Annotated in this window: 17 protein-coding genes, 1 pseudogene and 1 riboswitch; of the genes and pseudogenes, 11 read left to right on the top strand and 7 right to left on the bottom strand. The window is 70.2% G+C overall.

Going from position 1 to position 24364, the window contains the following annotated elements:
• The first annotated feature begins 130 nt into the window (after positions 1–130).
• From XAN126_RS26340 to XAN126_RS0113060, 4 genes are all read left to right on the top strand, one after another.
• Positions 131–10189 (top strand): autotransporter outer membrane beta-barrel domain-containing protein, encoded by a 10059-nt coding sequence (locus tag XAN126_RS26340; RefSeq protein WP_155982302.1) that lies wholly within the window; start codon positions 131–133, stop codon positions 10187–10189.
• A gap of 15 nt (positions 10190–10204) precedes the next feature.
• Positions 10205–10660, top strand: a complete 456-nt coding sequence (locus XAN126_RS0113070; RefSeq protein ID WP_024279038.1) for a hypothetical protein — start codon at positions 10205–10207, stop codon at positions 10658–10660.
• A 144-nt stretch (positions 10661–10804) separates the two neighbouring features.
• Positions 10805–11296 (top strand): copper chaperone PCu(A)C, encoded by a 492-nt coding sequence (locus tag XAN126_RS0113065; RefSeq protein WP_024279037.1) that lies wholly within the window; start codon positions 10805–10807, stop codon positions 11294–11296.
• A gap of 92 nt (positions 11297–11388) precedes the next feature.
• Positions 11389–11631, top strand: a riboswitch (cobalamin riboswitch).
• Positions 11632–11667: 36 nt separating this feature from the next.
• Entirely contained in the window at positions 11668–12351 is a 684-nt protein-coding gene (locus tag XAN126_RS0113060) for an energy-coupling factor ABC transporter permease (RefSeq protein ID WP_024279036.1), read from the top strand.
• A gap of 60 nt (positions 12352–12411) precedes the next feature.
• On the opposite strand, the gene XAN126_RS0113055 is transcribed toward XAN126_RS0113060, so the two are convergent.
• Entirely contained in the window at positions 12412–12996 is a 585-nt protein-coding gene (locus tag XAN126_RS0113055) for a DUF983 domain-containing protein (RefSeq protein ID WP_197024035.1), read from the bottom strand.
• A 77-nt stretch (positions 12997–13073) separates the two neighbouring features.
• Positions 13074–13451 (bottom strand): hypothetical protein, encoded by a 378-nt coding sequence (locus tag XAN126_RS0113050; protein ID WP_024279034.1) that lies wholly within the window; start codon positions 13449–13451, stop codon positions 13074–13076.
• 146 nt (positions 13452–13597) lie between these two features.
• Between XAN126_RS0113050 and XAN126_RS0113045 the strand changes: the two genes are divergently transcribed.
• Positions 13598–14434, top strand: a complete 837-nt coding sequence (locus XAN126_RS0113045) for an aldo/keto reductase (protein WP_024279033.1) — start codon at positions 13598–13600, stop codon at positions 14432–14434.
• Between the two features lie 52 nt (positions 14435–14486).
• Here XAN126_RS0113045 and XAN126_RS0113040 read toward each other — a convergent pair whose 3' ends face one another.
• From XAN126_RS0113040 to XAN126_RS0113020, 5 genes are all read right to left on the bottom strand, one after another.
• Complete coding sequence (locus tag XAN126_RS0113040; RefSeq protein ID WP_024279032.1) at positions 14487–15398, bottom strand: cation transporter; 912 nt, start codon at positions 15396–15398, stop codon at positions 14487–14489.
• Between the two features lie 68 nt (positions 15399–15466).
• Positions 15467–16183, bottom strand: coding sequence for a TIGR02281 family clan AA aspartic protease (locus XAN126_RS0113035; RefSeq protein WP_024279031.1), 717 nt, complete (start codon positions 16181–16183; stop codon positions 15467–15469).
• Between the two features lie 6 nt (positions 16184–16189).
• Positions 16190–16381: a DUF1289 domain-containing protein gene (locus XAN126_RS0113030; RefSeq protein WP_024279030.1), complete on the bottom strand. Its 192-nt coding sequence runs from the start codon at positions 16379–16381 to the stop codon at positions 16190–16192.
• A gap of 105 nt (positions 16382–16486) precedes the next feature.
• The gene (cobS, locus tag XAN126_RS0113025; protein ID WP_024279029.1) at positions 16487–17275 is read right to left on the bottom strand and encodes an adenosylcobinamide-GDP ribazoletransferase; all 789 of its coding nucleotides are present in this window, start codon (positions 17273–17275) and stop codon (positions 16487–16489) included.
• A gap of 176 nt (positions 17276–17451) precedes the next feature.
• The gene (locus XAN126_RS0113020; protein ID WP_081762841.1) at positions 17452–17871 is read right to left on the bottom strand and encodes an outer membrane protein assembly factor BamE; all 420 of its coding nucleotides are present in this window, start codon (positions 17869–17871) and stop codon (positions 17452–17454) included.
• A 251-nt stretch (positions 17872–18122) separates the two neighbouring features.
• On the opposite strand from XAN126_RS0113020, the gene XAN126_RS0113015 reads away from it, so the two are divergent.
• The 6 genes and pseudogenes from XAN126_RS0113015 to XAN126_RS29040 all read left to right on the top strand — a co-directional run.
• Positions 18123–18704, top strand: coding sequence for a ubiquinol-cytochrome C chaperone family protein (locus tag XAN126_RS0113015; RefSeq protein ID WP_051460598.1), 582 nt, complete (start codon positions 18123–18125; stop codon positions 18702–18704).
• Positions 18701–19207: a DUF177 domain-containing protein gene (locus XAN126_RS0113010; RefSeq protein ID WP_024279026.1), complete on the top strand. Its 507-nt coding sequence runs from the start codon at positions 18701–18703 to the stop codon at positions 19205–19207. Before XAN126_RS0113015 ends, XAN126_RS0113010 begins: the two co-directional genes overlap by 4 nt.
• A gap of 175 nt (positions 19208–19382) precedes the next feature.
• Positions 19383–20453, top strand: coding sequence for a phosphate acyltransferase PlsX (gene plsX, locus XAN126_RS0113005; protein WP_024279025.1), 1071 nt, complete (start codon positions 19383–19385; stop codon positions 20451–20453).
• Positions 20450–21424: a beta-ketoacyl-ACP synthase III gene (locus XAN126_RS0113000; RefSeq protein ID WP_024279024.1), complete on the top strand. Its 975-nt coding sequence runs from the start codon at positions 20450–20452 to the stop codon at positions 21422–21424. The genes plsX and XAN126_RS0113000 overlap by 4 nt, the downstream gene beginning before the upstream one ends.
• A gap of 208 nt (positions 21425–21632) precedes the next feature.
• Positions 21633–21950, top strand: a complete 318-nt coding sequence (locus tag XAN126_RS0112995) for an integration host factor subunit alpha (RefSeq protein ID WP_024279023.1) — start codon at positions 21633–21635, stop codon at positions 21948–21950.
• 159 nt (positions 21951–22109) lie between these two features.
• A pseudogene (locus XAN126_RS29040) lies at positions 22110–22382 on the top strand (MerR family transcriptional regulator); the annotation flags it as partial.
• Positions 22383–24364 lie beyond the last annotated feature (1982 nt).

Raw genomic sequence — 24364 nt, 5'->3', positions numbered from 1 at the left:
CTTTCAACCCCGGGACAACAATATCCTACCGTATGCTTTGCTGGGGGCGGGAATGCCTGGGGATGGGATTGCGCTGAACCGTGGTCCGCGGGCTACGGCATCGAACGTGTATGGCGCCTCCACCGCGCGGATGCTTCTGTCCACCGCGCTCACGACAACCCTGTGCAGCCTCGCATTGGTCGCCGCGCCCGTCGCGGTCGGGTCGGCAGCGGCGCAGACCGTCGTGACGATGCCCTTCAGCCAGACGATAACGGGCTCGGCCGGTTCGGGCGGTTCAAATTACAAATACGTCATCGATAGCGCGACGGGCGGCAACGGCGGGGCCGGCGCGAGCGTCGGCGCGACATCCATCACCATCACCGGCGGCTCGACAAGCACTTACGCCATCAACAGCAAGACTCAGGGCGGCGCGGGCGGTACGGGCGGCTTTGGCGAGGTTTCCTTTGGCACCGGCACCGGCACGGGCGGCACGGGTGGGGGAGGCGGCAACGGCGGCGCATTCACGGTGACCCTGACCGGAGCGACGGCGAATCAGGTCAGCGGGACGGTGATCACCGCCGGTTCCACGGGCGGCGCCGGCGGTGGCGGCGGCTACGGTTTCAGCAACAACGGTGAGGCATTTGGCGGCGCGGGCCAGACCGGCGGCGCGGGCGGCGCCATCACGATCACGGTCTCCGGTTCCAACCTGTCTTCCCAGGCCGGCGGGATCGTCATCTCGACCATCGGCGGCACCGGCGGCATCGGCGGTGAAGGCCGTAGCGCTTCACTTTGGGATAACGGCACCGGCGGCGCCGGCGGCACCGGCGGGCAAGGCGGCAACGTGTCCCTCACGGTCTCTTCGTCCACTGTCAGCAGCGGCAGCGGGGCGGCTGTAGGTGTGCTCTCGGCCGGTGGGGCCGGCGGCGACAGCGGCGTTGTCCACGCCGTCGCTGCGGCTCAGGGCGGCGCGGCGGGCGGAGGCGGGGGCGCGGGCGCGGTGACGGTCACCCTCACAAACGCGACACTGACAAGCGCGGGCGGCGCTGGCCTTTATGCGGCCTCCCTGGGGGGGGCGGGCGGTATGGCGGCCGAGGCCGACTCCACGGTGGCCAACGCCACCGGAGAGATCGGGGGCAGCGGCGGCAATGCCGGAAGCGTCACCGTTGTCATGTCCGGCACCGTCTCCTCGGCCCAATCCGGCATCGTGGCGCTGGCCAATGGCGGAGCCGGCGGGCGAGGCGGCTACGGCTACGGCGGCCTGTCCGATTCCTGGGGCGGTAACGGCGGCGCAGGCGGCAATGGCGGCACCGTTTCGGTTACGGTTCAGCAGCAATCCGCGATCACCACCACCGGCGCCTCTGCGTCGGCCATCGCGGTGTCCGCCAACGGCGGCGCGGGCGGCTACGGCGGACAGGCGAGATCCTCCGCCAGCGCCTTTGGCGGCGATGGCGGAACCGGCGGCATGAGCGGAACGGCCAGCGTCACGGTGCAGGGCGGCGTCACCATCACCACCAGCGGCGATGCGGCCCACGGCATCATTGTTTCCGCCAACGGCGGGGCGGGCGGAAACGGAGCGCTGGCCGACGATGCGCTCAACGAGAGTGGCGGCGCTGGCGGCACAGGGGGCAGCGCCGCGAGCGGCACGGTCGTCAATGTGAACATCGCGAGCGGCGCGACCATCAAGACCTCGGGCTATGCCTCGAACGCCATCGTCGCGCAGAGCCTCGGCGGCACCGGCGCGAACGGCGCGTCCGTGGGCGGGTTCATCACCAGCTCGGGCGGCGTCGCTGGCCCGGGCGGCGCTGCGGGCAACGTCTATCTGAACTCCGGAGGCGCGGTCTCAACCAGCGGCAACGGCTCGGTCGGCATCGTGGTGCAGTCCGTCGCGGGCGGTGGCGGCAACGGCGGCTCGGCGGATGCGGTGTTCGTCTCCATGGGCGGGAACGGCGCCGTCAGCGGCGCGGGCGCGAACGCCACGGGCATCAACACCGGGACGGTCACGACCACCGGGAATTACGCCCACGGCATGCTCGTGCAGTCGGTGGGCGGCGGTGGCGGCAACCTCATCGTAGGCGGATGCTCAAACGGCGCCGCGGGGTGTGTCGCCGTCGGCGGCTCCGTCGGCAATTCAGGCACGTCCGGCACCGGCGGCGGCGCGGAAGCGACCGCCAAGAATTACGGCGTCATCACCACCAGCGGCAAGTTCTCGGACGGCGTTCTGGCCCAGTCCATCGGCGGCGGCGGGGGCAACGGCGGGGGCGCGGGCGGTGTCGCATCCCTCGGCGGACAGGGCGCGTCGGGCGGAGACGGCGGGAAGACGACGCTCTACAATTCGGGAACGATCGTCACCAGCGGCGACAATTCGCTCGGTGTGGTCGCGCAGTCCGTTGGCGGCGGCGGCGGGCGCGGCGGCGGCACCATGAGCGTCGGTGTCGGCGTGTCCGCAGCCATCGGCGGCGGCGGGGGCAGCGGCGGCAATGGCGGAAACGTCTATGTGACGAATTCTGGCGCGGCGCCGGGCACCGTCACCATCGTCACGTCTGGCAGCTATTCCACGGCCTTGCTGGCCCAGTCCATCGGCGGCGGCGGCGGCGCGGGCGGGAAGGCGGTGGCCGACACCGTCGAAGGCGCGGCTCTCACCATCGGCGGCTCCGGCGGGTCCGGTGGCTCCGGCGGCACGGTCACCGTCACGAACTCAGCGGGCATCGTCACCACGGGCGACCGCGCGTCCGCCATTCTCGCCCAGTCGGTGGGTGGCGGCGGCGGTTCGGGTGGCAGCGGTCTGTCGCAGAGCGGCGGCCTGTATGTCGCGGTTGCGGCTGCGGTGGGTGGATCGGGCGGCAGCGGCGGAAACGGCGGCAACGTCACCGTCACCAATTCGGGGCAGATTGTCACCAGCGGCCTCGATTCCATGGGCATGGTGGTGCAGTCCATTGGCGGAGGCGGCGGCAATGGCGGTTCTTCCGCCGCCAACGCCATTTCCGCAGGCGTGGACGGGTCCGTCACTGTCAACGCCAGCGTGGGCGGCTCGGGCGGGGGCGGCGGCATCGGCATGGCCGCCAGCGCCACCAATACCGGCTCCATCAAGACCTCCGGCGCCGGCTCGACCGGCGTCCTGGCGCAGTCCATCGGCGGGGGCGGCGGAACCGGCGGAGATGCGAGCGCGCTCGGCGTCAGCGTGTCCAGCGGCGTCGCCCTAACGGTCTCGGCGACGCTGGGGGGGCAGGGCGGAGCGGGCCAGAATTCCGGCACGGTGACGGTGAACAATTCCGGCACCATCGCCACGTCCGGCGATTTCGCCGACGGCATCATCGCCCAGGCCGTCGGCGGCGGCGGTGGCAATGGCGGCGTGGGCTCCACCTCGTCCAATGCCGCATCGCTTTCCGGCAAGACCTCCGTGACGCTCGGGCTCGGTGCCGGGGGAAGCGGCAATGTCGCGGGCAACGCCTATGCGGTGACGGTGATCCAGTCCGGCACCATCACCACGTCCGGCACCAGCGCGCGGGGTATCCTTGCGCAATCGGTGGGCGGCGGCGGCGGCACCGCGGGTGGCGGCACGGCCGATGCCGCAGGCGGTTCCGTCGACCTGACCGTCGGGCTGGGCGGCAAGGGCGGTGGTGGCGGCAAGGGCGGCGACGTCACCGTGACCGACACCGGGCAGATCGTCACGACTGGTGCCGATGCGGATGCCATTCTCGCCCAGTCGGTGGGCGGCGGTGGCGGCACCGGCGGCTCGGCCTCGGGCAAGAGCAGCACCAAAGCCTCCGATCTTTCAGGGGGCTCCAACACGTCCTTCACCCTTTCCGCAGACCTCGGCGGCAAGGGCGGCGACGGCGGAAACGGCGGAAACGTCACGGTCACGGCCCTCGCGCCCAGCTCGGCCCAGCCGATCCACATCCAGACCTCCGGAGATCACGCCTCGGCCATCGTGGCGCAATCCATCGGCGGCGGCGGCGGCAAGGGCGGCGCGGCGGCGGGCTCCGCGAGCGGCGGGCAGGCTGGCCTCACCCTCACCCTCGGCGCGACGGGCGGAAGTGGCGGCACGGGTGGCATCGTCACGGTGAATACCGATGCCATCATCGAGACCAAGGGCGAGGATTCCGTTGCCATCCTGGCCCAGTCGGTGGGTGGCGGCGGTGGCATCGGCGGCAACTCCAACGCGGCCGCCTCGTCGAAGATCTCGCTCGGCGCATCCCTCGCGGGAGGGGGCGGCCTGGGTTATGCTGGCGGCACCGTCACCGTGACCACCGCGGGTCAGATCACCACATCCGGCAAGCTCTCGGATGCCATCCTGGCCCAATCGGTGGGCGGCGGCGGCGGCGTGGGCGGATCGGTGGGGGCGGATTCCCATGCCTCCGGCGGCCAGTCGGTGACGGCCACGCTGACCCTCGGCGGAGCGGGGGGGACCGGCTCCAACGGTGGCAATGTCTATGTGACCAATTCCGCCGCCATCGGGACGAGCGGTGACATGGCCAACGGCATCCTCGCCCAATCGGTGGGCGGCGGTGGCGGCAAGGGCGGCTCATCCACCGCCAAGGGCTCCGGCGGCAGCTATTCCATCACCGCAACTCTCGGCGGCGCGGGCGGCGCCGGCTCTGAGGGCGGCAAGGTGAGCGTGACGAATTCCGGAACCATCCTCGTTACCGGCGACCATTCCAATGCCATCCTCGCCCAGTCGGTGGGCGGCGGCGGCGGCACGGCGGGCGCGAGCGCCGCAGCCAGCGCGGCCAAGACCGCGAGCCTCTCCTTCTCCCTCGCCGGCACGGGCGGGACGGGGGGCAACGGCGGAGTGGTGACGGTCACGAGCACCGGCGATATCCGCACCGAGGGGCAGGACGGCGTCGGCATCCTGGCGCAGTCCATCGGTGGTGGCGGCGGCAATGCGGGCAGTTCCACCAATGCGGCCACCGGCAAGTTCGCCATCGGCTCGGCGATCGGCGGAACCGGCGGCGGCGGCGGCAACGGCGGAGCCGTGACCGTCGATCTGTACAATGCCAAGCTCGGCAGCCTCGTCACCACCGGCAATGGTTCGGACGGCGTGCTGGCCCAGTCCATCGGCGGCAGCGGCGGCAACGGCGGGGCCGGCTCGGGCAAGGCGGATGGCGCCGGCGGCAACAGCGCCAGCCTCGATGTCACGGTGGGTGGCGGCGGCGGCTCTGGCGGCCACGGTGAAACGGTGAACGTGAACAACGGCAGCGCGACCACCCAGGGCGTCGCCATCACCACGCTCGGTACCGGCTCCAACGGTCTCGTCGCGCAGTCCATCGGCGGCGGTGGCGGCAAAGGTGGCGCCACGACCTCGTCGAGCGCCGCGAAAGGCTCTTCGTCCACCGCCGCCCTGACGGTCGGGATCGGCGGCAACGGAGGTTCGGGGAATTACGGCGGGACGGCGTCCGTAACCACCGTCGGCGGCACCATCGTGACCGGCGGCGACCATGCCTCCGGCATCGTGGCGCAGTCCATCGGCGGCGGCGGCGGCATCGCGCTCGCCTCCCATACTGCGGCGGATGGCACCAAGGCCGACACAACCGTGACCGCCACGCTGGGCGGAAGCGGCGGCTCCGGCAACACGGGCGGCACCGCCACCGTCGAGAACGGCGCAACCATCCTCACCCTCGGCAATTTCAGCTACGGCATCCTGGCGCAGTCCATCGGTGGCGGCGGCGGCAAGTCGGGCACTTCGGGCGGAGCCGCCAATGGCGGCACGGCAGGCGTCAACCTGACCCTGGCGGGGTCGGGCGGCAGCGGCGGCGACGGCGAGTTGGCCTCGGTCTCCACCTCCGGCAGCGTCTACACGACCGGGCAGGGCGCCACCGGCATCCTCGTGCAATCCATCGGCGGGGGCGGCGGCGCAGCCGGCAGCGCCGACAATGCTGCTTCCGGCAAGATCAGCATCGGCGCCGCGTTGGGCGGTTCCGGCGGCGGGGGCGGCAATGGCGGGCAAGCCAATGCCACCCTGTCCGCGACCGGCGGCGGCGGCAGGATCATCACCACCGGCGACGCGGCGGATGCCGTTCTCGTGCAGTCCATCGGTGGCGGCGGCGGTTCGGCCGGCTCGGGTACGGGCAAGGCCGACGGCAAGGGTGGCAACGGCCTCGGCTTGTCGGTGGACATCGGCGGCGGTGGCGGCAGCGCCGGAAACGGCTATTCCGCCATCATCACCAACGGCACCGGTGCCGACCCGAGCGCCACCGCGTTCGCCATCGTGACTGTGGGCACCGGCTCCAACGGCCTCGTCGCGCAGTCCATCGGCGGCGGCGGCGGCAAGGGCGGCGCGGCATCCTCCACCACCTCGGGTGCGGACGCGGCCAATGTTTCCGCCACACTCGGCGGGAGCGGCGCGACCGGCGGTAACGGCGGCGCGGCCACCGTGGTCAACGCCGGACGGGTGCAGACCTCCGGCGACCACGCCAGCGCCATCGTCGCGCAGTCCATCGGCGGCGGCGGCGGCAATGCGGTGTCAACCGTCTCGACCGCATCCGGCCAGAGCGCACAGCTCAATCTCGGTGCCAGCCTCGGCGGTAGCGGCAAGGGCGGGGGCAACGGCGGCCTCACCACCGTGAACAATTCCGGCACGCTCGTCACCAGCGGCGATTTCGGCCACGGCATCCTGGCGCAGTCCATCGGTGGCGGCGGCGGCTCGGCCGCGGTGACGGGAAACAGCGGCACCGGCGGCACGGCGGCCGTCACCCTGTCCCTCAGCGGCAGCGGCGGCCAGGGCGGCTACGGCAACACGGTGTCGGTCTCCAATACGGGCGACATCTTCACCGCCGGCACCGGGGCGAGCGCCATCCTCGCGCAGTCCATCGGCGGCGGCGGCGGCGCGGCCGGCAGCGCCCAGAATGCCACCAGCGGCAAGATCGCGGTGGGGACCATCGTCGGCGGAACGGGCGGGGCAGGCGGTGATGGCGGCCAGGTCTCCGTGACCGCCACGGGGGCCGTGACCATCGTCACGACGGGCGATGCGGCCGACGCCATCGTCGCCCAGTCCATCGGCGGCTCGGGCGGCGTGGGCGGCGCCGGCAAATCCACCGCGGACGGCAAGGGCGGCAACAGCTTCGACCTGTCCGCGACCGTGGGCGGCAGCGGTGGCAGCGGCGGATATGGCGGCAAAGTCGAGGTCCTGTTCGGCAGCGGCGAGACCTCCCGCCTCGTTACGAAGGGGCACGATTCCGCGGGCATCCTCGCCCAGTCCATCGGCGGTGGCGGCGGCAAAGCCTCTGTCGCCTCGTCCTCCGGCGGCGACACCGGCGGCAAGGCGAGCGTTGCCGCCAGCCTCGGCGGCTCGGGCGGCGGCGGTGGCAATGGCGGCGACGTCACCATCGGCATCAACGGTGCGATCCAGACGCTGGGTGACGGCTCCGACGGCGTTCTGGCCCAGTCCATCGGCGGCGGCGGCGGCAATGCCTCCGTCGCCAACAGCGTCGCCAACGGCGGGCAGAACACCATCACCGCCACATTTTCCCTCGGTGGTGCCGGTGGCGTGGCGGGCAAGGGCGAGACCGTCAACGTCACGCAGCAGGGCACCATCGTCACCAGCGGCGATCTCGCCAACGGCATGGTGCTTCAGTCCATCGGCGGCGGTGGCGGGCGGGCCTCGACCGTGGCCACCGATTCGGGCAACGGCATTTTCTCCGCGACCGTGGGCCTCGGAGCCTCGGGCGGTGCGGGCGGCGCCGGCGGCAAGGTCTATGGTAACGTGTACGGCACCATCCAGACGTCGGGCGATGCCTCCATCGGCATTCTGGCGCAGTCCATCGGCGGCGGCGGCGGCATCGCCGCGACCAGCTCCACCAAGACATCGGGCAGCCACTCGCTCGCCCTGACCCTGGGCGGCGATGGCGGCAGCAGCAGTGAGGGCGGCACCGTCACCTTGGATCTCGCCGCCGGTTCGGTGATCCGCACCTCGGGCGACAACGCGTTCGGCGTGCTCGCGCAGTCCATCGGCGGCGGCGGCGGCATCGGCGGCATGTCTTCGGCCGATGCCACCGGCGCCGTCGCGTTCGGCGGATCGGCTGGGCAGGGCGGCAACGGGGGCAACATCTACGCCCTCGCCGCGGGAACCATCGTCACCTCCGGCACCGGCGCATCAGCCATCTTCGCCCAGTCGGTGGGTGGCGGCGGCGGCATCGGCGGCTCGGCGGCAAGCGCGGTGTTCTCGAACCAGGACGGCATCCAGGGCAGCGGCGGCGGCTCGGGCAACGGCGGCGGCATCTACGTCTCCCTCACCGGCACGGCCACGACACGGGGCGACAACGCGCCGGTGATCTTGGCCCAGTCCATCGGCGGCGGCGGCGGCCTTGCGGCGACTGCCGGAGGCGTCGGCCTCGGCACGGCCGGCGGCGCGGGCACCGGTGGGCCGGTCACCGTGCTGGTCTCCGGCAGTGCCATCGCCACCGGCGACAATTCGCCGGCCATCTTCGCGCAGAGCCTCGGGGCGAGCGGAAACGGCCAGATCCAGATCCTCATCGCCGATGGCGGCGTGGTCCGGGGCGGCACGGGCACCGCTGCCATCGTCCTTTCGGGCGGCACCGAGAACACCGTCACCATCGCGCAAGGCGCGGTGGTCTCCGGGCTCAGCGGCATGGCCATCGCGGCCGGCGTCGGCGACGACAGCGTCGTCAACAGGGGCACGCTGAACGGCAGCGTCGATCTCGGTGGCGGCACCAACGGGCTCGTCAACGAGGCGGGCGCGACGTTCAATTCCGGCACGGTCGTCAAGACCGCCGGGGACACCACCACCTTCTCCGCCACCTTCGGTGCGGGGCCGGGCGCCCCGGGCTTCATCAACCACGGCACGGTCAATCCCGGCGGGCTGGGCGTGATCGCCACCACCAGCATCGCCGGCGGTCTCGGCTCCGATGGCGTTCTGCAGGTGGATGTGGATTCCGCCTCTGCGCGCAACGACCAAATCCGCGTCGTCGGTGGGGCGACCCTCAGCGGCACCATCGACCCGCGCGCGACCAGCATCGCACCCAAGGATTCCTACACCATCTTCGTCGCGGATCAGCTGACCAGCACGGCGGTGGCGAAGGACAGCGGCCTTGCCTACAGCTGGGCGGTGCATGCCGACGATACCTCGCTGACCATCAGCCCCATCGCCCACTTCCTGCCCAAGGGCGTGTGGCTGTCGGGCAACGAGGCATCTGTCGGCGGAAGCCTGCAGCGGGTGTGGGACACCGGCGATGTCGGCGGCATGTCCAAGGTGTTCAACGGCCTCATCGACATCAATTCAGCGCTCGCCTACCAGAGCGCGCTGGGCCAGCTGTCCCCGCAACTGCTCCAGGCCCCGGCGGGGCTGCGCATCGGCGAGAGCCAGGCCTTCCTCGACCGCACCCTGAGCTGCCCCGTGTTCGTGGCATCGAGCACCCAGCTGCGGGAGGACAATTGCGCCTGGGCGCGGATCATCTACGACCACACCGGCCAGACGACCACCTCGCAGATGCAGGGCTATGCCTCCGACAGCCTGATCTTCCAGGCGGGAGTCCAGCACGAGCTGGCCACGGACTGGTTCCTCGCCTTGTCGGGCGCCTACCAGCAGTCGTCGGTCTCCAGTCCCAGCGGCTGGTTCTCGGCCAGCGGCAACGGCGGCGATATCGGCATCGCCCTGAAGCGGCAGTGGGGTCCCTGGCTGTTCTCCGCCGCCGTCGACGCCGGCTGGGTCTCCTATGACAACACCCGGACGATCGGCATCGCCGGCGGCCAGGCCACCAGCAACTCCGATGTGTACAACGTCACCGGCCGGCTGCGGGCGTCCTACGAATTCTCCTTCGCCAACTACTATGTGAGGCCGAGGCTGGACCTCGACCTCATTCACGTGGAGATGCCGGGCTTCAGCGAACTCGGCCGCACGGGAGCCGAGCTGGCGTTGCAGGGATCGAGCCTCACCACCTTCGTCGCCACCCCGGCGGTGGAGTTCGGCGGCCGAATGGATCTGCCGGACGGGGTGGTGCTGCGGCCCTACATGACCCTCGGCGCGTCCTTCGCCTCCAACGATGCCTGGCAGACAACGGCCCGCTTCCTGTGGGCGCCGCAGTCTGCCGGCAGCTTTGTCACCACCACGCCGCTGCCGGACGTGCTGGGCAATCTCGATCTCGGGTTGCAGGCGGTCACCCGCGACAATCTGGAGATCAAGGTGGAGTACGGCCTGAACGTCGGCCAGGATTTCCTGTCCCAGCGCGGCATGGCGCGCTTCGCCGTCCACTTCTGAGGGCGGCGGCGCCGGATGACTTTCTCCGCCGGGCGGTTAACATGCCGGCCGGTGATCAAGGTCCGGGAGCAGCGGGTGGCGAGGTGGCGTGAGGCAGGGTGGGGGCGCGGCGCGTTTTGCGTCTGGCTTGCCTATGCCTTCGTGCTGCAATTGTTCGTCGCGGGCATCGCGCTCGAGCGCTCCGCCGGCACGGCCATGGCCAGCGCATCCGGCGGCAGTGCCCTGTGCGCCCGCAGCACCGGAGTTCCGGACAACACCCCCGAGTCGCCGCAGGCAGACCATTCCGTCTGCTGCACCCTTTGCGCCTTCCATTCTCTGGCGCCGATCCTTCCGGTTGCTGCCGACGCCGGACGTCCTGTCGCGACCCCCGCGATTTCCGAGCGGGCGGCCGTTGCCGCCGCAGAAGGAAGTGGTCGCGACCGCCGCGAGCCGCGGTCCTCGCAGGGTCCCCCCTCGACGCCTGACCCCTGACGCCTTCGAAGGCCGAATCTGCCCCGCCTGCGCGGCCACGCCATCGCGTGTCCGGCTCAGGTGGCGGGCGGCTAATCAAAGTCCAACCAGCAGGTTCATCCCGCCATGGGGCAGGAGCCCCACCGGCGCAACCAAGGAGCACCCATGTCCATTTTCCATCTCACCCGCCGTGCCGTGATGGCCGCTGCCGTCGCCACCGTCGCCCTGACGGGCGCTGCCGTGGCGCACGACTACAAGGCCGGGACGCTGCAGATTGACCATCCCTGGTCGCGGGCCACGCCCGGCGGCGCCAGCGTCGCCGCGGGCTATCTCGTGGTGAAGAACACCGGCGCCGCACCCGACCGCCTCATCTCCGCCACCGTGCCGTTCGCCGGCCGGGTCGAGATCCACGAGATGGCCATGAAGGACGGCGTCATGATTATGCGCCCGCTCGCCGATGGCCTCACCATCCCGGCCGGCGGCAGCGTCGAGCTGAAGCCGGGCGGCTACCACATCATGTTCATGGACCTGAAGTCTCCCCTCAAGGAGGGCACCTCTGTGGACGGCACGCTGACGTTCGAGAAGGCCGGCACCGTGCCCGTGCAGTTCCAGGTGGAGGGCCTCGGCGCCTCCGGCAGCGCCCATCCCGGCCACTGAGGCCGGCAAGCTTGCCCGCAAGACGCGCCGGGCCGGAAGGTCCCGGCGCGTCTTGCCTGCGGCATTGCTTGACAGCGCGGAGGTGTTCGGTGCCTGCTGCGCGTGCGAACGGTGCTCCGGTTGCCACGGCATCCGGAGTGAAACGGGAATGGGGTAGGGTCTGAACCTGCGCGGAAATCCGTCAGGGCGGCCCGAAGCCCCAACCGCCCCCGCGACTGTGAGCGGCGAGCGATCTTCCAGCATGCCACTGGCCACAGCCCCTAGGGCCGGCCGGGAAGGCGGGGGTGAGCGTAGACCCGCGAGTCAGGAGACCGGCCGGTCGCATGATGAAACCCCTCGGGCCGTCGGGTGAGACGGCAACGGAGACCAGCATGCATATCGAACCCGGACTCGTGGACGGGGCCAAGATCGGCCTCAGCTATGTCACGGCGGCCGCCGCCGGCGGCTATGCCCTGAAGCTTGCCTATGAATCGGCGCGCGAACGCGGCGTCCTATCGCTGGCGGGCCGTACCCTCGCCACCACCGCGCTGGTGTTCAGCTTCTTCGAGGTGCTGCCGCACTATCCGGTGGGCGTCTCGGAAGTGCACCTCATCCTCGGCTCGACCCTGTTTCTGATGTTTGGCGCGGCCCCCGCGGCCCTCGGCCTCGCCTTCGGCCTGCTCGTCCAGGGCCTGTTCTTCGCGCCGTTCGACCTGCCCCAGTACGGGATGAACGTGACGACCCTGCTGGTGCCGCTGTTCGGCGTCGCCGCCGTCGCGCGCCGCATCGTGGCGCCGGGCACGCCCTATGTGGAACTGAAGTACGGGCAGGCGCTCGCGCTCTCCACCACCTATCAGGCCGGCATCGTCGGCTGGGTGGCGTTCTGGGCCGTCTATGGCCAGGGCTTCGCCTCCGAGAACATCGCCTCGGTGGCGACCTTCGGCGGCGCCTATATGCTCGTCATCATCGTCGAGCCGCTGGTGGACCTCGCGGTGCTCGCTGCCGCGAAGGCGCTGCACGGCGCTTTCAAGGGCGGCAACCCGCTGCTGGAGCGCCGGCTCTACGACGCGGCCTGATCGCGGGCCTAACTCTCGGATAAGCGAACGCCGGCGGTGCTCCCGCCGGCGTTCTGCGTTTCAGGGGGCCTCGACCTGTGGGGGCAGGGCGGGGGAGGGCAGGGCGGCCGGGGCTTCCGGGTCCGGCACCAGATGGCGGAGCGGATCGAAGCCGCCCACATGGTTTGCCCAGGCGAGGCCGATGGCGAGGCCCTTGGCGCGGGGCAGCACATGGAAGGCGGTGGCCACGGCCACCAGCTCACTGGCCGCAAGCTCGAGCGCCAGCGGGAGGTCGCTGAGCAGTTCCAGGATCCCGCCCACCAGCGATCCGGCCAGCAGCGCGAGCGGGATTGCAAGGACCGGCACGGCGTTGGTGACGCGGGCATGGCCCAGTGCTTCGCCGCAGTGGGCGCAGCTTTCCGAAACCTGCATCCATCGGCCGAACAGGGCACCCTCGCCGCAGGACGGGCATCGCCCGGACCAGCCGCGCCGCGCCGCCGCCTCGATGGGGCGGGGCGGGTTGAAGCCGTTGGTGTGATAGAGCCGCCGCGGCGCGCGGCGCGCCGGATCGAACGCGGTGCGGGTGACGGTGCCGAATTCCGCCGACATGGCGGCGCGGGCGCGCGCGAGCGCCTCCGAAGGCGCGTGAGATTGCGTGTCTGACATGAACGAAAACCCGAAGGGCCGCATGGGCGGCAGGGACCGGAGGCGTCGGGAGGCTCCCGCGCCGGTTCTGCTTTGGGTCAGGACACAGGAGGGCCACGCGCCTGGGCGCCGCGGGCTTGTTCGGCCGGCCGGCGTTCGCTGCGCGCGGCGAGGTGGGCGATGCGCCGGCCATCGGGTGTCGCCAGCGCGGGTTGCGGCGCCACGGCAAGGCCGGGCGCCGAGGTCAGCACGCAGGCGTCGCAGGGATGGGCCTTGAGAACCGGTCCCGCGTCTCCGCTATTGAGGCAGAGGTCCGGTAGCGACCCGTCCGGCAGCGCATAGGCCGCAAGATCGATCGGCGCTTCGGAGGAGGGCAGGGCGACAGGCTGGTGGGCGAACCCCAGCGTCAGCTGCGCCAGCACGAAAAGTGCTGCAGCGGCCGCCCGCAAGCCCTTGAATCCCAACCCGATGCCCATGCTCCGCTTGTGTGCAACGCGGCAGGAGGGGTCAAGCACGTGAAACTACGCAGCGTCCCCCTGCCGCAGGCCGGCTCTGGACCTCCCAGAAGCAGGCGTTATGGTCGCCCGCAACCAGCCAGCGGAACGAAGCCCGAGGAACCGCCATGACCAATACCGTGACCCTTCCCAATGGCGAGACGGTGCCCGCCCTCGGCCAGGGCACCTGGTACATGGGCGAGCGCTCCACCGCCCGCGCCACCGAGGCGAAGGCATTGCAGCGCGGCATCGACCTCGGCCTCACCCTCATCGACACGGCGGAGATGTATGCCGACGGCGGCGCCGAGGAGGTGGTGGGGGAGGCCATTGCCGGGCGCCGGGATGAGGTGTTCCTTGTCAGCAAGGTCTATCCCCACAATGCCAGCCGGGCCGGCGTCGCCGCCGCCTGCGAGCGCAGCCTGAAGCGGATGAAGACCGACGTGATCGACCTCTATCTCCTCCACTGGCGCGGCAACCATCCCCTCTCGGAGACCGTCGCGGGATTCGAGGCGCTGCAGAAGGCGGGCAAGATCCGCCTCTGGGGCGTGAGCAACCTCGACACGGACGACATGGAGGAGCTGCTCGCGACCAAGGGCGGCACCGCCTGCGCGGCCAATCAGGTGCTCTACAACCCGAGCCGTCGCGGGCCGGAGTTCGACCTGTTCCCGGAGCTGCGCTCCGCGCGCATCCCGGTCATGGCCTACAGCCCCATCGAGCAGGCCCGCCTGCCGCGCGGCGGGGCGCTGGGCAGCGTGGCCAGGAAGCACGGGGTGGACCCGTTCCAGGTGGCTCTGGCGTGGGTGATGCGCAGCGGGGACGTCGTCGCCATTCCCAAGGCGAGCCGCATCGAGCATGTGGAGATGAACGCCGCCGCGCGCGATCTGGTGCTGGACGCCGAAGACCTCGCTGCCATCGACAAGGCCTTCCCCCCGCCGCGCCGCAAGGTGGGGCTGGAGATGCTCTGAAGCATTTTCAAGCGAAGTGGATGCCGGTTCGCGTGAAGAAAATGCATATGCTCTAAGCCGGTCGCGCGTCCGGATCGTAGGGCGCGGCGATGACCACCACGTCGGCGTCGGGAATGGCGGCGGTGAGTGTCTGGCGCAGGCCCTGCGTCACCGAGCTGACATCGGCGATGGTGCGCCCGGGCGCAAAGCCCACCGTGATCTCCACATGGGCGACATTGCCGGACTTGCGGGTCCGAACGCCGATGAGCTGCTCATAGCGATCGAAATAGGCGGCGAGCGCGGCGTTGACCTTCATCTGGAGCGGCTCGGCCAGCGCCCGGTCGAGAAGGTCCGGCAGGGCTTCCGAGATCATGGCGCCGCCGATGACCAGCATGAAGGCCGCGCCGATAAGCCCGCCGATATCGTCGGCGGCCAGCCCCACCTCGGTATGTGGCAGCAGCACGTCGAGGGCGACGCACACGACCACCGTCACCGAGGCGACCGCCTTGGCGATGCGGGCGCGGAACTGGCTGAGCACGATGATGGAGGTGCCCGCGCGCGTCGCCCGCCACAGCGGAACCAGCGGCGCCAGATTCGTGAACAGGTTGTAAATGACGAGCCCGAGGGCGACCGCCACCCAGAAGAACGGCAGCGGCTCGGATTCGGACGAATCCATCACCTTGATTAGGATGAACACGGCCGCGAGCAGCAGCAGCACGCCTATGGCGGCCGCGAACATGCGCTCGAGCTTGCCAATGCCGAAATCGTAGAAATGCATGCGGCCGCGATGGGCAGCGCGCAACGTCACCAGCGCGAGGCCTTCCACCAGAAGCAGCAGGCCGCCGCGCAGGAGTTCCGCCAGCATGGCCAGCGAACCGATCCGCGACACGGTGATGAGGTAGGGCACGAAGACGCTGAAATCGAGAAGGATGGCGAACAGGATCGCCCGTTCCTTCTGGAGATCGGTCGCTGTGGGCACGCGCATCAAGCTTCGCCGTTCAGGCATGAGGAACGCGCGACCCTAACCATGACGAGCAGGGTGCAGAAATACAATCATTTTCCGCCACGCATGACGAGCTTGTCGCCGCGGAACTCGAAGGCGTCCAGCCGCGACAGGAAGCTCATGCCGAGGAGGCTGGTGCGCAATGCGCCGGCGGGAGAGACGAGGGCGGGCACGTGCCGCTCGACGATGCTGCCGATGGTCATGGTGTCCAGCACCACGGCGGCGGCGCGCGTTCGGCCGGCAGCGGTGTCGACGGGCACGTCGTACTTCAGGAAATCCACCGGCAGGCCCACCGCCTGCGCCGCCTCGTGGGTCAGCACGACGGAGGACGCTCCGGTGTCGACCAGCATGCTCACCCCGGAGCCGTTGATGCCGGCGCGCACGGCGAAATCGCCGCCCGCGCCGCGCGTCACCTCCACGATGCTCGTGCCGGTCTGCGCGAGATTGACCGCATAGCCCGGCGCGACCTCGGCCAGCACCTTGCGGCCGACCTGGGCGAGGGGGTCACGATAGGTGTAGCCGAGCGCCAGCAGCACCGCGAGCACCAGCCAGAAGGCGGCGGCCATGAGCGATTCGGCGATCCGGCCGCGAATGATGGACCACGCCGCCGCGCCCACGAACACGGCGATGGAGAGCTGCCCCACCAGCGCGCCGAACTTGTTGATGTCGATGCCGGCCACTTCGCCCTGCTCGTGGTTGACCGCGAGGATGACGCCGCCGGCGAACAGGCCGATCAGGAGGAGCCAGAGGAGACGGTCGCTGCGCATGGCGGCCTATTCCATGAAGGCGTCCGGCGCCGTCTGCCTGAGACGCGCCAGACGGTCGGGGAGGACGGCCATGATCCGGTCGCGCGCATCCGGGGAGAAGGAGGCCCAGCCGCCGATCTCGCGCAGCGTCCGCCCGCAGCCGATGCACAGCCCGCTCAAGGGCTCCACCGCACACACCTTGATGCAGGGCGTGACGATGGTGCCGGTGCGGGAAACGGTCCGGGTTTCTGACGGCTCGGTCATGGTTGCGCGGGCGGGCCCTCGGCTCCTTCCGGCTGAGGCGGGGCGGGAATCGCCGCTCGCCTACCGTCCGCCGAAGATAAGCACGCCGAGGAGGAACACAATCACCGCCACCTGCTGGGTGGCGCCCGCCACGTCGCCGGTCTGCCCGCCGATGAGGCGGCTCGACAGGCGCATCATCACCAGCAGCGCCAGCACAGGCCCGATCAGGCCGGCAAAGGCCGCGCCGATGCCGAACGCCGCCACCATCAGCACGCAGACGATGAGCGCGGCGACCAGGGCACAGGACAGCGCCGCCGCTTCCGAGGGCCGGCCGACCGAGGCGCCGGCGCCATCCGTCCGGGCCGGGGGCAAAGCGGCGATGAGCAGCACCCCGGCGGCACGGGAGGCCGCTTCGCCGGCGATGAGGGCAAGGCCGGCGCGCAGCGGGCCGACCGATATGGCGAGCGCCTCCAGCGCGCCGATCCGCAGCAGCAGCCCGAGCAGGAGCGCCGTCCCGCCATAGGTGCCGATGCGGCTGTCGCGCATGATGGCGAGCTTGTGCGCACGGTCACGGCCGCCGCCCAGCCCATCCGCGGTGTCGGCCAGCCCGTCCTCGTGGAAGCATCCGGTGGCCAGCGCCAGCGCCGTCACCGCCAGCACCGCGGCAAGGAACGCCGGCAGCTTCACGGCCATGGCGAGGATAAGGACCAGCGCCCCGATCAGGCCGAGCACAGCACCGGCGATGGGGATCGCATAGGCGATGCGGTCGATATCGGGCGGAGCGAAGGCGGTGTCATCCCCCGCCGGCAGCGGCAGGCGGGAATAGAAGCGCAGCGCGGCGGCGAGGTCCTGTCCGAGTGTTCTGGCCATCGGTTGGGGCTCGTCGCTCCGGGCGTTGCGAAGGGGCGGGGGACCCGCCGCCCTTGGGAGCGCCATTTGCGGCGCAGGTCAAGTACCGCGCAGGTCAAGTACCGCGCAGGTCAAGTACCGCGTAGGTCACGGCCCGGCGCACGCGATGCGCACGGCGGGCCTGCCCAAATCCCCGATCAGAAGGTGATGAGACCGATCATCTGGCGGATGAGGCTCAGTTCCTCGCCGCTGGTGGGCGTGGTCTGCGACACGAAGTCGAACACCTTGCCGTCCTTCAGTCCGTACTGCGCGACGCGGGTCACGCGCTTGTTCTTGTCGAAATAGACCGCGAGCACCTTCTGCTCGGTGATCTCCGGCTTCAGGAAGGCGACGCGCTGCTGGGTCTGTGAGATGTAGAAGAAGGCGTCGCCGTTCAGCGTCGCGACGGTGGACGGCGTGCCAAGAACCAGCAATACCTGTTCCTGGCTCGATCCGACCGGGATCTGATCCAGCGCGCCTTCGGCCAGCACGTAGCCGCGCTGATAGGTGCGAACGACGCCGGAGAGCTGGCCGCCCGTGCCGTTCACGATCACCTGGTCGCAGCCAGCGAGCGCCATCCCGGCGAGCAAAAGGGCGGCGGTCCCCGCAAGGCCGAGCCTCCGGTTCCTGGTGGTCGGCGCGTTCCCCGTGTGCGCGTTCGCCGTGCGTTCATGCCTCTTGTTTCGTGACGCCACACGCATCCCCATTTTTGTCCAGTGAACGGCGCCCCGGCGCGCCGCCTCGGCTACCGCCCCTTGCCATGCGGGCGAGGGCGCGTTACGCCGCTTGCCCGTTCAACTCCTCGCCGGACCTTGGCCCGGGATCCTAAATGCTCAACCTGTTCCGCTCGTCCAAGCTGTTCGGCTCGTCAAAGCGTGCCAAGTCCCGCGAGACCATCGAGCGCCTGTATGGCGTGATCGTGGCACAGTCGCGGCGGGCGGAGTTCTACACCGACTTCGGCGTTCCCGATACGCTGGAGGGACGCTTCGAGATGGTGGTGCTCCACACCGTGCTGGTCTGCCATCGCCTGAAGGACGGCGACGACACCGCGCGCGCTATGTCGCAGGAGATTTTCGACGCCTTCGCCGCCGACATGGACAGCACCATGCGTGAGCTGGGCGTCGGCGACCTCACCGTGCCGAAGAAGATGAAGAAGATCGGCGAAGCCTTTTACGGCCGCGTTGCGGCATATGATACCGCACTGGCCGACCGCGGCAACGCGCTTCTGGCGCAAGCTCTCGCCCGCAATGTTCTCGGTACGGAAGAGACGGTGCCCACGGCAGCCCCCTTCGCGGCCTACGTTCGTGCCGCTGCGGACAGCCTTGCGGCAACGCCCTTTGAAACCTTCGCCCGCGGCGTGCTGGTGCTGCCGGCGCCCCAACTCAGGCCTGCTCCGGAGGCGGGACAATGAGCGACCTTCCTTATTCCCACATGATCTCCGTCGCCGACCTCCCCCCGCTCGGCCTTCACCTGAAGCTCGCGCCCGATGCAGCCGCCACGGCGGCGCTTGCGCGCTATGCGGGCGTGCTCCACGCCGAAGGGATTCTGGCGACGCTTCACCTTGTGCCGGAAGGCAGGGAGGGCGTGCGCGTCTCGGGCCGACTCACGGCTACCGTCCGCCAGACGTGCGGGGTGACGCTGGAGGCGTTCGACGCGCCGCTCGAGGAGGAAATCGACGTCCACTTCGCGCCCGCCGGCACCTACAAGCCCTCCGAAGAGGACGAGGAGAACGAGATCGACCCGCCGGACGAGATCGTGGACGGGCGGATCGATGTGGGTGCGCTGGTGTGCGAGTTCCTGGCCCTCGGCGTCGATCCCTACCCGCGCAAGCCCGGGGCGGTGTTCGAGCCGCCGGCGGAGGATCCCGCCATTTCGCCCTTCTCCGCACTCTCCCGCCTGAAGGACAAGGAGTGAGCGCACCTCGCCGCCCCGGAGCAGTTGCGATGGCGCCGCGACACGCTATTGTCCGCCCGCCGCAACGGCGGCGGTAACGACGGGACATGATTGCCGGGATTTTTTCGATTCCTCACTTTTTCCCGCCAGGGCACAGCCCGCCGCCATTCGATCAAAGCAGGGATTTACGCCGGAGATGACCGTACCCGTCCGCATCGCCGTCGACGCCATGGGCGGCGACCATGGACCCGAGACGGTCCTTGCCGGGGCGGAAATCTCGCTGGGGCGCCATCCCGACACAAGCTTCCTCCTCTATGGCGATGAGGCGCGGGTCCGCGAGGTTCTGAAGAGCCACCCCAAGCTCGCTGCCGCGTCCCGCATCATCCACACCGACGTTGTTGTCGGCATGGACGACAAGCCGAGCCAGGCGCTGCGCCGGGGCCGCTACAAGTCGTCCATGTGGAAGGCCATCGACGCGGTGAAGGTCCACGAGGCCGACGTTGCCGTGTCTGCCGGCAACACCGGCGCTCTGATGGCCATGGCCAATTTCAACCTGCGCACCATGCCGGGCATCAGCCGCCCCGCCATCGCCGCCATCTGGCCGACGTTGCGCGGCGAGACGGTGGTGCTGGACGTGGGCGCCTCCATCGGCGCCACCGCCAAGAGCCTCGTCGAGATGGCGATCATGGGCTCGGCCATGGCGCGGGTGCTGTTCGACATCGAGAAGCCGACCGTCGGCCTCCTCAACGTGGGCGTCGAGGAAATCAAGGGCGTCGAGGAAGTGAAGGAAGCCGCGCGCATCCTCCGGGAGGAGGGGGTGTCGGTGAACTATCACGGCTTCGTCGAGGGCAACGACATCGGCGCCGGCACGGTGGACGTGGTCGTGACCGAGGGCTTTTCCGGCAACATCGCCCTCAAGACCGCCGAGGGCACGGCCAAGCAGCTCGCCTCCTACCTGCGCTCGGCCATGAGCCGGACGCTGCGGGCCAGGATCGGCTATCTCTTCGCGCGCGACGCCTTCCGCGTGCTGAAGGAGAAGATGGACCCGCGCCGGGCCAATGGCGGCGTGTTCCTCGGCCTCAACGGCGTCGTCATCAAGAGCCACGGCGGCACCGACGCGGAGGGCTTCGCCGCCGCCGTCGACCTCGCCTATGACATGGTGCGCCACCAATTGCTGGCGCACATCGAACAGAGCCTCACCAGCCGCAGGCCTCCGGAGATTTCCGAGCGCCGGCCGGAGGCCGCAGGGGCGGAAGGACAATCGTGAGCGGTATCAGGTCCGTCGCCCGGGGCACCGGGTCCTATCTTCCCGAGCGGGTTCTCAGCAACGCCGAGCTCGCGTCGCGCATGGACACGTCCGACGAGTGGATCGTCCAGCGCACCGGCATCCGCCAGCGGCACATCGCTGCGGAAGGTGAATTCACCTCCCACCTCGCCATCAAGGCGGCCCAGCGCGCGCTGGATGCGTCCGGCCTCACCGCCGCCGACATCGACCTGATCATCCTCGGCACCGCGACGCCGGACCAGACCTTCCCGGCCACCTCGGTGACGGTACAGGCCGAGCTCGGCATCACCCGCGGCGCGGCCTTCGATGTCCAGGCGGTGTGCTCCGGCTTCGTCTTCGCCCTCGCAACGGCCGACGCCTATCTGAAGACCGGCGCCTTCAAGCGGGCGCTGGTGATCGGCGCCGAGACCTTCTCGCGCATCCTCGATTGGGAGGACCGTGGCACCTGCGTGCTGTTCGGCGACGGCGCCGGGGCGCTCGTCCTTGAAGGCGTGGACGCCGCGACGGCCGGCAATTCCGGTCTGCTGACCTCCCACCTGCGCTCGGACGGCCGCCATCGTGCCAAGCTCTATGTGGACGGCGGGCCGTCCACCACGGGCACCGCCGGCCATCTGCGCATGGAAGGCAAGGAAGTGTTCAAGCACGCGGTGGGCATGATCACCGACGTGATCGAGGACGCCTTCGCCGCCACCGGCGAGAGCGCGGACAGCATCGACTGGTTCGTGCCCCATCAGGCGAACCGCCGCATCATCGACGCCAGCGCGCTGAAGCTGGGCATCGCGCCGGAAAAGGTGGTGACGACCGTGGATCTCCACGGCAACACCTCCGCCGCGTCCATCCCCCTGGCACTCGATGTCGCAGTGCGGGATGGCCGGATTACCAAAGGTGATCTGGTGTTGCTTGAGGCAATGGGGGGCGGATTCACCTGGGGGTCGGCACTGATCCGCTGGTAGGCCACATAATGCGTTGACCTTGCTCGGCTGGCGCGGCTAGTTTGCCGGACGCCGTTGCCCGCAGGCGCTGGGGTCTGCGGGAGGTGCGGCGTCGTATCCGTCACATTCGTGCAGCCTCAACTGTTAAGAATTGCTGCGTTTGCAAGGCTGGGCGGTCGCAGGGCGTTGGCGGCCGGTCCGAGCGCGCTTTCAGGGGTCGGGGAGACATATGGCTGGTCGGACCGTAACGCGGGCGGATCTGTGTGAGGCCGTCTATCAGCAGGTTGGACTTTCTCGCACCGAGTCTGCCCAGCTCGTCGAGATGGTTCTGAAGGAGATTGCGGACTGCCTCGCCCGCGGCGAGACGGTCAAGCTGTCTTCGTTCGGTTCCTTTGTCGTGCGCGACAAGGGTGAGCGCATCGGGCGCAATCCCAAGACCGGCCAGGAAGTGCCCATCGAGCCCCGCCGGGTCATGGTGTTCAAGCCCTCGAGCATCCTGAAGCACCGCATCAACGGCACCGAGCCGGACGGCGCCGACGAGGACTGATCCCCGTCGCCTGCCCACGGACAGGATTTCGTAACCGATCGCGCGAACAACCGGGGACAAGCCCTTGCCGTGGCTTGTCCGCCTTTCCGCATGCGCCAATCGCACCTATGATTCCCGCACGGGCTCTGGGCGATTCGGTCGAACGAAGCGGGAGACAAGGTGGGCGACGCGCGCGAGACGGAGAAAGCTCCGGACGCCTTCCGGACCATCAGCGAGGTCGCGGACGAGCTTGAGCTCCCGCAGCACGTCCTGCGCTTCTGGGAAAGCCGCTTCACCCAGATCAAGCCGGTGAAGCGCGCCGGCGGCCGGCGATTCTACCGGCCAGAGGACGTGGACCTCCTGCGCGGCATCCGCCACCTGCTCTATACCGACGGTTTCACCATCAAGGGCGCCCAGCGCGTGCTGAAGGACCAGGGCGTGCGCTACGTCCAGGATCTCGGCATTGAGCGCGAGGTGGCCTCCATGCGCTCCGCGCGTCCGGCCCGCGCCGCCGGCGGGGAGGGCGTGACCTTCGGCGGCCTGCTCGGTCTGCTGCCGCGCCGGCGCGGCAAGGGGCGGGGAGGGGAGGAGGATGTCCTTCCCGAGCTGCCCGAAAGCGCCGAGCTGCCGCTCCCCTTCCCCGATGCCGAGGCCGACCGCGATCTCGCGTCCGAACCGGCCGCCCCCCCGAGGCCCCTGCGTGAAGGCAGCCCCCGTGGCGGCCGCTCGGAGCGGCTCGATCCCGCATTCGATGCCCCGCAGCGGGAAATGCCCCTGCGCAATCAGCCGCTTCGCGACAAACCCGAATTTGACGGATCGAGTCGCTCGCCTGATCGCGACAAGGCTCCCCCGGACCGCCGTCGCCCCGCAGAGGACGAGCGCCGCGAGCCCTCGTTCGAGGCGCCCCGGAACGAGGCGGACGACTTTCCCGCCCGGCGCTCGGTCCCGCGGCACGATGCGGATATGGATCGCGACGCCGCTCCGATGCGTCGGAGTGATCCGGGATTGGAACCGAGGCTGGAACCGGGCGCTGAGCGTCATATGCGTCGCGATCGTTCCCACGCGGATATCGATGCGGACGAGATGTCGAGCCGACGCGCCGAGCCGCCTCCGCCCCGCCGGGCCGCGCCGGAGGGGCATCCGGGCGAACGGCTCGAGCCTCAGCTGCGCCCCATGCAGCGGCCGAGCCGCGGGCCGGCGTCGCGTCTCGCCATGCCGACCGACGATCAGGCGCCCCATTCGCCCGAGCTCGACGACCCGCTGCTGCCGTTCCTGGATGATTTTCCGCCGGCACCGCAGGTGTCCGAGCCCATCGAGGATCGCATCCGCCGCCTCAAAGCGCAGGATCGACGTCCGCCCCGCCCGCATGAAATCCCCGAGTACGACACCCACCATGAGGCTCGCCACGACGCCCGCGACGAGGACCCTCGCGCGCTGGAACCAAGCCGTCCCGATCGCGCCGCGCCCTTGCCCCGCGAGCCGGAGGAATATCCGGGCCCGCCCGAGGATTTCATCCCCCGCCACGCCCGGCGGGCGGCGGCCGAGAATCGCGACTGGCTCGAGGCGGAGCCGCCCCCTCCGCGTGACCGCGATACGCGCGAAGGCCGGCTGCTGCGTGACGGCGATTGGCGCCAGACCGATTGGGTGGAAAGCGCGACCGTTGAACCGACGGCCTCGGATGCCGATCGGGGCACCGACTGGCAGGCCAGGGACCGTCAGGACGAGGATCGGAGGGACGAGGAGTGGCGGGACGACGGCCGCTGGGCGGCTGACGCGCCTCCCGAACCGCCCCGCGCATTCTGTGCCCCCTCCGCTCGTCCGGCCGATGACGAATGGCCCCAGGCCGCGCCATTGCCTACCGAGGCGCCCGCCCCTTACCGACAGAACCCGAGAGCCGCCGAGCCGGAGTATTCCATGAACGACCAGGATCGGCCCCATGATCGGTCCGAGGATCGTTACGCCGATCGTCCGTCGGACCGGCGCGCCTTCGAGCGGCCCGTGGACCGCCCGCGCCGGCCGGACCCCCGCGCCGGTGAGGCGCGGCGCGAGCCGTCACTGGCCGCCGCGCCCGCCCCTGCGCCGCGCGCAGGCGTGGAACACCCCATGAGGCGTGAGCCCTACCCGACGGAATCGTATGGTCCGGGTGAGGTGTCGGCCCGCCTGCCCCGGTCGCCGGGCAGTTGGCAGGGCGAAGCCATGCGCCGCGCGATCGACGAGGAATGGGGCGAGGGCGCCCCGCAGGCCCTTCCCCGCGCCACGCGTGTCGGGCCGCTCATCGGCCCCATCAGCGAAGAAGGCGAGGGCGGGTTTCCCATGCCGGAGTCCGAACAGCGGCTTCTGGCCGAGCGCATGGCCAGCCGTGGCTTGGCGCCTCAGCCTGCCGCACCCGCGCAGGCCCATGCGACGTCGGTTCAACCGACGCGGCCGGCGGCCGA

Origin of the sequence: Xanthobacter sp. 126 (assembly GCF_000526175.1) — a bacterium.
Taxonomy (GTDB): domain Bacteria; phylum Pseudomonadota; class Alphaproteobacteria; order Rhizobiales; family Xanthobacteraceae; genus Xanthobacter; species Xanthobacter aminoxidans.
This window is presented reverse-complemented; position numbering and strand designations above follow the sequence as displayed.

Coding starts and splice junctions, on each gene's coding strand:
- XAN126_RS0113045 (WP_024279033.1), top strand. CDS start 13,598: ATGACCAATACCGTGACCCTTCCCAATGGCGAGACGGTGCCCGCCCTC.
- XAN126_RS0113065 (WP_024279037.1), top strand. CDS start 10,805: ATGTCCATTTTCCATCTCACCCGCCGTGCCGTGATGGCCGCTGCCGTC.
- XAN126_RS0113040 (WP_024279032.1), bottom strand. CDS start 15,398: ATGCGCGTGCCCACAGCGACCGATCTCCAGAAGGAACGGGCGATCCTG.
- XAN126_RS26340 (WP_155982302.1), top strand. CDS start 131: ATGCTTCTGTCCACCGCGCTCACGACAACCCTGTGCAGCCTCGCATTG.
- XAN126_RS0112995 (WP_024279023.1), top strand. CDS start 21,633: ATGGCTGGTCGGACCGTAACGCGGGCGGATCTGTGTGAGGCCGTCTAT.
- XAN126_RS0113015 (WP_051460598.1), top strand. CDS start 18,123: ATGCTCAACCTGTTCCGCTCGTCCAAGCTGTTCGGCTCGTCAAAGCGT.
- XAN126_RS0113060 (WP_024279036.1), top strand. CDS start 11,668: ATGCATATCGAACCCGGACTCGTGGACGGGGCCAAGATCGGCCTCAGC.
- XAN126_RS0113010 (WP_024279026.1), top strand. CDS start 18,701: ATGAGCGACCTTCCTTATTCCCACATGATCTCCGTCGCCGACCTCCCC.
- XAN126_RS0113070 (WP_024279038.1), top strand. CDS start 10,205: ATGACTTTCTCCGCCGGGCGGTTAACATGCCGGCCGGTGATCAAGGTC.
- XAN126_RS0113035 (WP_024279031.1), bottom strand. CDS start 16,183: ATGCGCAGCGACCGTCTCCTCTGGCTCCTCCTGATCGGCCTGTTCGCC.
- cobS (WP_024279029.1), bottom strand. CDS start 17,275: ATGGCCAGAACACTCGGACAGGACCTCGCCGCCGCGCTGCGCTTCTAT.
- XAN126_RS0113020 (WP_081762841.1), bottom strand. CDS start 17,871: ATGGCGCTCGCTGGCTGCGACCAGGTGATCGTGAACGGCACGGGCGGC.
- XAN126_RS0113050 (WP_024279034.1), bottom strand. CDS start 13,451: ATGGGCATCGGGTTGGGATTCAAGGGCTTGCGGGCGGCCGCTGCAGCA.
- XAN126_RS0113055 (WP_197024035.1), bottom strand. CDS start 12,996: ATGTCAGACACGCAATCTCACGCGCCTTCGGAGGCGCTCGCGCGCGCC.
- plsX (WP_024279025.1), top strand. CDS start 19,383: ATGACCGTACCCGTCCGCATCGCCGTCGACGCCATGGGCGGCGACCAT.